The 8,847-nt window shown below is 41.8% G+C and carries 6 protein-coding genes; 2 read left to right on the top strand and 4 right to left on the bottom strand.

Going from position 1 to position 8,847, the window contains the following annotated elements; genetic code table 11:
* On the top strand, positions 1–838 hold an 838-nt coding region (locus tag ACED28_RS03085), incomplete at its 5' end, for a tyrosine-type recombinase/integrase (RefSeq protein WP_371709254.1).
* 126 nt (positions 839–964) lie between these two features.
* Here the strand turns inward: ACED28_RS03085 and ACED28_RS03080 are convergent.
* The 4 genes from ACED28_RS03080 to ACED28_RS03065 all read right to left on the bottom strand — a co-directional run bounded on the left by ACED28_RS03080 (position 965) and on the right by ACED28_RS03065 (position 4,954).
* Positions 965–1,393: a hypothetical protein gene (locus ACED28_RS03080; RefSeq protein WP_017084675.1), complete on the bottom strand. Its 429-nt coding sequence runs from the start codon at positions 1,391–1,393 to the stop codon at positions 965–967.
* Positions 1,394–1,516: 123 nt separating this feature from the next.
* Entirely contained in the window at positions 1,517–1,900 is a 384-nt protein-coding gene (locus tag ACED28_RS03075) for a hypothetical protein (protein ID WP_017084676.1), read from the bottom strand.
* Between the two features lie 283 nt (positions 1,901–2,183).
* Positions 2,184–2,618 carry a hypothetical protein gene (locus ACED28_RS03070; RefSeq protein ID WP_017084678.1) on the bottom strand — a complete coding sequence of 145 codons (435 nt, stop codon included), beginning with the start codon at positions 2,616–2,618 and terminating at the stop codon, positions 2,184–2,186.
* A 1,055-nt stretch (positions 2,619–3,673) separates the two neighbouring features.
* Positions 3,674–4,954: a sodium:proton antiporter gene (locus ACED28_RS03065; protein WP_017102902.1), complete on the bottom strand. Its 1,281-nt coding sequence runs from the start codon at positions 4,952–4,954 to the stop codon at positions 3,674–3,676.
* Positions 4,955–5,123: 169 nt separating this feature from the next.
* On the opposite strand from ACED28_RS03065, the gene metH reads away from it, so the two are divergent.
* Positions 5,124–8,801, top strand: a complete 3,678-nt coding sequence (metH, locus tag ACED28_RS03060) for a methionine synthase (RefSeq protein ID WP_371709253.1) — start codon at positions 5,124–5,126, stop codon at positions 8,799–8,801.
* The last annotated feature ends 46 nt before the right edge of the window (positions 8,802–8,847 follow it).

Genomic DNA, 8,847 nt, shown 5'->3' with positions numbered 1-8,847 from the left:
GGGTAAGGACTTTCGAACGCTGGATGAATTGATCACGCTTTGGTATCGAATGCACGGTAAAACGCTACGCGATCATATTCGACTGAGAAAGAGTCTTTATCGAATATCAGAGCGTTTGGGTAACCCCATTGCGAGCGATTTTACGAGTAAAGATTTTGCGCACTATCGAGAACAACGAAGCATTGAAGTGACCACCACTACCATAAACCGAGAGCATGCCTACCTTAGGGCGATGTTTAATGAGTTAGAGAGGTTAGGGGTGATTGAGTTTGAGAACCCGCTGAGTAAAATTCGTCAGTTCAAAGAGCGTGAAAAAGAGTTGAGGTATTTGGACCATGATGAGATCGCAAGGCTATTGGGTTCTTGTCAAACAGTCAGCAATCGGTCTTTGGTGTTTATCGTGAAAATTTGCTTAGCAACGGGTGCTAGGTGGGGAGAGGCGGAAAGCCTAAAGCCCTCACAAATCAAAAATAATCAGATCACGTTTTTGAATACCAAATCATCCAAGAATCGCACCGTACCGATTAATCAAACGCTTTATGATGAACTCACCGCTCTTGAGTCTATCAGTGAAGAGAGGATGTTTTTAAACAGCTTATCGGCTTTTCGAAAGGCGGTTTCAGAAGCAAATATTGACTTACCGAAAGGGCAAATGACTCACGTTCTACGTCATACCTTTGCGAGTCATTATGTGATGAGCGGCGGCAATATTGTGAAGCTAAGAGATGTACTGGGTCATAGTGAAATCACAACAACCATGCGTTATGCGCATCTAGCCCCTGAACATTTAGAAGAGACTTTGATGCTGAATCCTTTGAATCAGCATCAAAAAGCGTAGTGCTAAACGTTTGGATACCCTTAAATGTTTGTCTGGGTTTATTAGCAAGCAGCGTAATGTCAGAGCCATTGTAATAACGAACCCAAAGTGCTGAAGGTTAACTGCCATTCGTGAGCTATTTGTTTTCTACACTTGATACTCGATTCTGCTCGTTGCCAAGCGATTTTTGCCAGCTACAGGGTCATTTAAAATCTTTCCGATCCACTCTAGTTGCTGCTCATCAAGAGTAATGATTCGATACACTGCGGTTGAATCATTTTCCCACTGAGCTGGATTCATTAAATGATTATCCTTGCAGTCTTTGAGAACATCGAGCAACGCCATACCATGGGGATAAATTGCACTGATTGTTAGAAAATTATCCCTAGCTTCATGGATATCACGAGCCATAGTAGTGAACGCGATATGAGAAGCGACTTCTGCAGGACGATAACCACTGGCTAATTCAGCTGTAGCAACAGTAATACCATGAGGAAGAATGTCATATCCCATCATAGTTAAATTATGAAGAACGATATCTAAACCTGTCTTTTTTTTCTTAAAGATGCTGAACATAAAACTCTCCATGCACATAATGAGGCTATAGGGTGATCCATAACCATTTTCAAGTCACAGTTTACTTAAACGTAGAGTTGTAATTTTCCGTCCCAAATCACTCTTGAACAATTTGCTATATTTTTAGTACAAGTGTTTGTGGAGCAGATCGCCATATCCACAAATCAGCGTTCCGGTAATTGCTAACATCGCTGCAATAATTTTGAACGTAGCTAAATAGACAGCAAACTCTTTATGAAGAATATCTGCATGATCTAAGTCCTCCCAAGTTTGTCCATCATCACTTCTAGGATTAAGAATTGCACCTAGTTTAAAGAGCTTAAACTCAGCCCATACAGCAAAGAGAACCATAATAGATCCACTACGTTGAAACCACGAAGATACGTCGCCATTTCCTTTTAAAACCCCAAACCAACACATAAATGGAATGCCAACGGCTAACAACAATATTGGAACTGATGTTCCAAGTTCAATTACTGACTTTTTTCTTAAAGACTTTAAATTCATACTTAACCCAAAAAATATAATGCTTGTTGTCGCTCTTTTCCGATTTTACAAAGAAAGTCAGCATTAAACACCAGATTTGCTCTTAGCCTCATTGTTATAGTTGATGATTGCATCAATTACGTTTTGGCACTTTTGAATGCCTGTGCGATTCTGGTTGACAGCGTTAACTAGGTCACTAACCGTGTCACCGTGACTCAAAACTGCTGGTTCAGCGCATTGATCTACAAGCAGTGATTCAGGGATAGTCACATATATATTAACTGTCTTTTTTACTACTACAGGTTCAGGGGGAGGTAACTTGTGCGTTGTACATGCCGTTAGCGTTGTAAGCATCAATAATAGAATCGGGGATCTGGTACTCAAGTAACTTTGCTTCAGCAATGTTCAATTCCTTTTTAATTTTGATTATTTCTTTACCAAACGATGTATTTTTTTTGTCTAGTTTTCTATTCTTTTTATGTAACTCAGCCACTTCTGAATCAGCAGTAGAGTGTAAGTCCCTGTAGTTATCGTACTGTAATTGGAGAGACTCAAGAGTATTATGCATACTATCTAGATTGCCTTTCAAAATAGAATTATTCGCTTCCAATTGGCTCACCTGCACTTGATAACCCGAAAGCTCTTGCTCTTTTTGGTAGAGTGAATACGACAAGCAAGAGAATAGTACCGCTAAACCAATGTAAATATAGATCTTGATACTCGAACATATGCCTAACACAAACTACCTCCTTGATATTTAAGTCTCGTATTTAATCATGCATGAGCTATACCGCTCTAGGCAAAAGTTGCCATATAACTTTCTATTATGCACTTATTTGATTATCTGTGAATGATATGAATCATAGGTTTATAGCTTGCTAACGCTTAAACACTGGCTAAGAGTCGGGGGAAGGTTGTTAGTCTCGATGTGGTTATTTCCAAGATTTAAAATACAGAAATAAACGGTAATACCCGTATATCGATTTGATTTTATTTATAAGATTATGATTTTTATATTTTTTTATATAATTCCAAATCCGCGTGTTGGGAGTTCGAATCTCTCCACCCCTGCCATATTTAAGGCTCTAGCAGAAATGCTAGGGCCTTTTTGCTTTCTGAAGCTAATTATACGCCATTAGCAAAGCAGCGGATTCTCCGGCTTGCCAAAATAGCGCGTGTTGGGAGTCTAAACCTCTACTCCTGCCACATACAAAGCCTCAGCAGAAATGCTAGGTTTTTTTACGTCTGTTGCTTCTTCGAAGCAATGTTGGGAGAACTAGGCGTCCTCCTAACTTACCAGTTTGGTTGAATCTCCGGAGTGCGACTCAGTCCTCCTCTGGCATATTTAAGGATCTAGACTGCACGCCCCGGTAGAAAGACTAGACCCTTCTTGCTACTGCATCAGATGTTCTATAGAGAAGTTTCGGTTCTAGAACATTGGTGTGCGAAGCTTTACTCTAATTACAATTCCTCTTCGATCGTGGTTCTCTTTCTACACTTTATTATGCTTTCAATACTTCACTTGAAAAGAAGGCCATGTATCTTTACTTAATTTATTTCCGTAAATGCTTTGTGTTTATCTTCGCTCGAATGCACTCAAACTGGTGGTTGCTTGTTGGCCTGTTTGGAAGCGTTAGGTACGACCAAGAGTCGTGATTGCAGATAGCAATCATGACTAAAGTAGTGGTCAGAGATAAGGGAGCAACTTGTAGGCTAGAGAGGCGTGCTTGTTGATGGACACAGGTACAAAAAAGGCCGCTTCTACTAAGCGACCTTCGTTTATATTTTTAGGTATTAATCCAATTCTTTCTCAGCTTGTTTCGCTTTTTCTATCATTGGAGTGATTGTTGATCCTTGAACCAGAATAGAGAACACAACAACAGCATAGGTCATAACGAGGATTATCTCTTTAACATCTATTGCTTTGTCTTCAATCACCCAGATACCTGAAGGGATTGAAAGTGCCATAGCTAGAGCTAAGCCTCCGCGTAGACCACCCCAAGTTAGAATCTTAGTCGACCATGGGTTGTAAGTTCTAAAGCGTTTAAATCCAATATAAGACAAGAAAACACTTAGATAGCGTGCACTCAATACTAGAGGGACTGCGAACGCCATCAAAATCCAATCTTCTTGGTGGAACTTGAATAGCAGCATAGACATACCAATCAATAAGAATAGTACGCCATTTAAGAACTCATCTATTAATTCCCAGAAATGGTCTAGGTGATCCTCACTTTCCTTAGAAAATCCGATGAAGCGTGTCCAGTTGCCTATCATGATACCAGATACCACCATTGCTAATGGTCCAGATACATGCAGAACCTCTGCAAAAGCATAACCAGCTGTAGGAATACCGATGGTTAATAGCAACTCCATCGAGTGGTCATCGGTGTTGCTGATTAGATAGTGGAATATCAAACCTAGAACAAATCCGTAGACGATACCGCCAATAGCCTCTTGGACGAATAACATGGTCACGCTACCTACAGTCGGAGCTTCTGTGCCGAACGCAATGGTAAATAGGGTTACGAAGATAACTAGGCCAAAACCATCGTTGAATAGAGATTCTCCCTCGATTTGAGTAGAGATTCGTCTGGGAGCATCGAGCTTCTTCACTATTGCTAATACAGCTATTGGATCGGTTGGAGATATTAGAGAACCAAACAGTAAGCAATAAATTAGGTCAAATTGAATACCGATAAATTGACAAAACCCATAAAGTACAAAGCCAATAAAGAATGTCGAAAACAGTGTAGCACCAAGAGCGAGTACCGTTATTTCCCATTTCTGATCTTTTAGATTAGGTAACTTAATCCCCAAACCACCTGCAAAAAGTAAGAATCCCAGTATTCCTTTTAGGAGGAAGTCTTCAAAGTTGATACTGGCAACGGTTTCTGAAGCGATGTCAGCCAATTGGAACCAATTGTTTTGTCCCGCAATGATAATCAATAGAGATAGCATCATTGAGCCAGCTGTGATGGCGATGGTTGTCTGCATTTTACCAATTTTGGTATTAACGAAAGCAATAAGCATGGCTGCAGCGGACAAGAAGCATAAGGTGTAATAGACCGACATTGGGATTCCAATATGTAACAAAATATGAATATTAATTCTCGTTCTCTCATGCTCAAATAGCAAACATTTTTTTGTCATGACTTGGTTATTTACTTCATGTTTTAGACGTCTAGACTCCTTTCGAATGTGTGGTAGGATGGAGAGATAATTAAAGGAATGAGGTTGTATCGTGGGAAGTAATGTAAGGCAAAAGATTGACGCTCTGTTGAAGCAACGAATTTTACTGATTGATGGTGGCATGGGTACCATGATTCAGGATTATAAATTGGAAGAGCAAGACTATCGCGGTGAGCGATTTGCTGATTGGTATAGTGACTTAAAAGGTAACAACGACCTTTTGGTACTTACACAACCTAAGCTTATCAAAGATATCCATATGGAGTATTTGGAAGCCGGTGCTGATATCCTCGAGACCAATACCTTTAACGCTACAACCATCGCTATGGCCGACTATGATATGGAAAGTCTTAGCGAAGAAATTAACTATGCTGCTGCTAAGTTGGCTCGTGAAGCAGCAGATGAATGGACAGTGAAGACTCCTGATAAACCCCGTTTCGTGGCGGGTGTGTTAGGTCCAACTAACCGAACTTGTTCTCTCTCCCCAGATGTTAATGATCCGGGCTATCGTAATGTTAGCTTTGATGAACTTGTTGACGCTTACTCTGAATCGACTCGTGCGCTTATCAAGGGCGGTTCAGACTTAATTCTTATTGAAACTATCTTCGATACGTTAAACGCGAAAGCGTGTGCTTTTGCGGTTGAATCTGTCTTTGAAGAAGTAGGTATCATTTTACCGGTTATGATCTCCGGTACTATCACAGATGCATCTGGTCGAACGCTTTCCGGACAAACAACAGAAGCCTTCTATAATGCCCTTCGTCATGTAAAACCTATCTCATTTGGATTGAACTGTGCATTAGGTCCTGACGAACTGCGTGAATACGTTGGTGAAATGTCTCGTATTTCAGAATGCAATGTTTCCGCTCACCCTAATGCAGGTTTACCTAATGCATTCGGTGAATATGACTTGTCTCCAGAAGATATGGCTGAACACGTTAAGGAATGGGCTGAAAGTGGCTTCTTGAACTTAATTGGTGGATGTTGTGGTACAACGCCAGAACATATACGCCAAATGGCAGAAGCTGTTGAAGGTGTGACACCGCGCCAATTACCAGATTTACCCGTCTCTTGTCGTCTCTCTGGTTTAGAGCCATTGACGATATCCAAGGAATCTCTGTTTGTTAACGTGGGTGAGCGAACTAACGTTACGGGCTCTGCTCGCTTTAAGCGCCTTATCAAAGAAGAGCTATATGATGAAGCTTTGAGTGTGGCTCGAGAGCAAGTTGAGAATGGCGCTCAAATTATCGATATCAACATGGATGAAGGGATGCTAGACGCTGAGGCGTGTATGGTTAAATTCCTTAATCTATGTGCGTCTGAGCCTGAGATCTCGAAAGTGCCAGTCATGGTCGACTCTTCAAAATGGGAAGTGATTGAAGCGGGTCTGAAATGTATTCAGGGTAAAGGCATCGTTAACTCGATCTCATTGAAGGAAGGGAAAGAGAAGTTTGTCGAACAAGCGAAACTGGTTCGCCGATATGGTGCAGCCGTTATCGTGATGGCGTTCGATGAAGTTGGCCAAGCTGATACTCGAGAGCGTAAGGTTGAGATTTGTACTAATGCCTACAATATTCTGGTTGATGAAGTGGGCTTCCCACCTGAAGATATTATTTTTGACCCGAACATTTTTGCTGTGGCGACAGGTATTGATGAGCATAACAACTATGCGGTCGATTTCATTGAAGCTGTAGGGGACATCAAACGAGACTTACCTCATGCGATGATTTCTGGTGGTGTATCGAATGTTTCGTTCTCATTCCGAGGTAATAACTACGTTCGTGAGGCTATCCACGCAGTATTCCTATACCACTGCTTTAAAAACGGTATGGATATGGGCATCGTAAATGCTGGGCAATTAGAGATTTACGATAATGTCCCTGAGGATTTACGTGAAGCCGTTGAAGATGTGGTTCTAAACCGCCGAGATGATTCCACTGAGCGCTTGCTAGATATCGCAACTGAATATCTAGAGCGTGCAGTTGGAAAAGTTGAAGATAAATCTGCTTTAGAGTGGCGTACCTGGCCAGTAGAAAAACGCTTAGAGCATTCCTTAGTTAAAGGTATTACCGACTTTATTGTTGAAGATACCGAAGAAGCTCGTGTTAATGCCTCTCGCCCTATCGAGGTGATAGAAGGCCCATTAATGGATGGTATGAATGTGGTTGGTGACCTCTTTGGTGAAGGTAAGATGTTCCTTCCTCAAGTGGTGAAATCTGCACGTGTTATGAAGCAAGCGGTAGCCCATCTAGAGCCATTTATCAATGCAACCAAAGACGTAGGTGCAACTAACGGAAAAATCTTACTTGCGACCGTAAAAGGCGATGTTCACGATATTGGCAAAAATATTGTGGGCGTTGTCTTGCAGTGTAATAACTACGAAATTATCGATTTAGGCGTGATGGTTTCATGTGAAAAAATCCTTAAGGTCGCTAAGGAAGAAAACGTCGATATCATTGGCCTTTCGGGTTTGATCACTCCTTCCTTGGATGAGATGGTGCATGTTGCGAAAGAAATGGAAAGACAAGGCTTTAAACTGCCTCTTCTCATCGGTGGAGCTACCACATCTAAAGCGCATACAGCCGTTAAGATAGAACAGAACTACTCTGAGCCTGTGGTCTACGTAAACAATGCTTCACGTGCGGTGGGTGTGTGTACTTCGTTGCTATCTAACGAATTGAAACCTGCATTTGTTGAGAAGTTGGATATTGATTACGATCGCGTTCGCGATCAGCATAATCGTAAGAAGCCTCGTACTAAACCGGTCACTCTTGAAAGAGCACGTGCTAATAAAGTAGCTATCGATTGGGATGCTTACACGCCACCGGCACCCGCTAAACCGGGAGTTCACATCTTTAATGATTTTGATGTGGCAACTTTGCGTCAGTACATCGACTGGACTCCATTCTTTATGACATGGTCATTGGTCGGTAAATACCCTGCAATTCTTAATCATGAAGAAGTGGGCAAGGAAGCGAAACGCTTATTCAAAGATGCCAACGATTTATTGGATCGAGTACAGAAAGAGAAATTACTTGAAGCTCGTGGGATGTGTGCGATGTTCCCTGCTAACAGCGTTGGCGATGATATCGAAGTGTATACCGATGAATCTCGTACTGAAGTGTTAAACGTTTTACACAACCTTCGTCAGCAAACCGAGAAGCCAAAAGGTTTTAACTACTGTTTGTCTGATTACATTGCGCCGAAAGATAGCGGTAAAGCGGACTGGATTGGTAGCTTTGCAGTGACTGGTGGTATCGGCGAGCGTGAGCTTGCTGATGAATACAAAGCCAACGGTGATGACTACAACGCGATTATGATTCAGGCGGTTGCTGACCGATTGGCTGAAGCGTTCGCTGAATACCTGCATAAAGAAGTGAGAAAGGACATTTGGGGCTACTCGCCGGATGAGGATCTGTCTAATGACGATTTGATTCGTGAGAAGTACCAAGGTATTCGTCCAGCTCCAGGTTACCCTGCTTGCCCAGAACATACAGAAAAAGGAACGTTGTGGGAGTTGATGGACGTTGAAAAAGCGATCGACATGTCACTAACCACGAGCTACGCGATGTGGCCTGGTGCTTCAGTGTCTGGTATGTATTTTTCACATCCTGATGCCCGATACTTTGCGATTGCACAGATTCAACAGGATCAAGTGGATAGCTATGCCGACCGTAAAGGTTGGGATATGTTGGAAGCTGAGAAGTGGTTAGGCCCAAACATTAACTAGTTTGAATCTATAACGAGCTTTGATTCGTAACGTAAAAAAGAGAAAG

The organism is Vibrio sp. 1F253 (assembly GCF_041439295.1).
In the GTDB taxonomy this organism is placed as follows: Bacteria; Pseudomonadota; Gammaproteobacteria; order Enterobacterales; family Vibrionaceae; genus Vibrio; species Vibrio tasmaniensis_A.
Note: the sequence above shows the minus strand (reverse complement) of the source record. Positions and strands in the feature narration are given on the sequence as shown.

Coding starts and splice junctions, on each gene's coding strand:
- ACED28_RS03075 (WP_017084676.1), bottom strand. CDS start 1,900: ATGAATTTAAAGTCTTTAAGAAAAAAGTCAGTAATTGAACTTGGAACA.
- ACED28_RS03080 (WP_017084675.1), bottom strand. CDS start 1,393: ATGTTCAGCATCTTTAAGAAAAAAAAGACAGGTTTAGATATCGTTCTT.
- ACED28_RS03065 (WP_017102902.1), bottom strand. CDS start 4,954: ATGTCGGTCTATTACACCTTATGCTTCTTGTCCGCTGCAGCCATGCTT.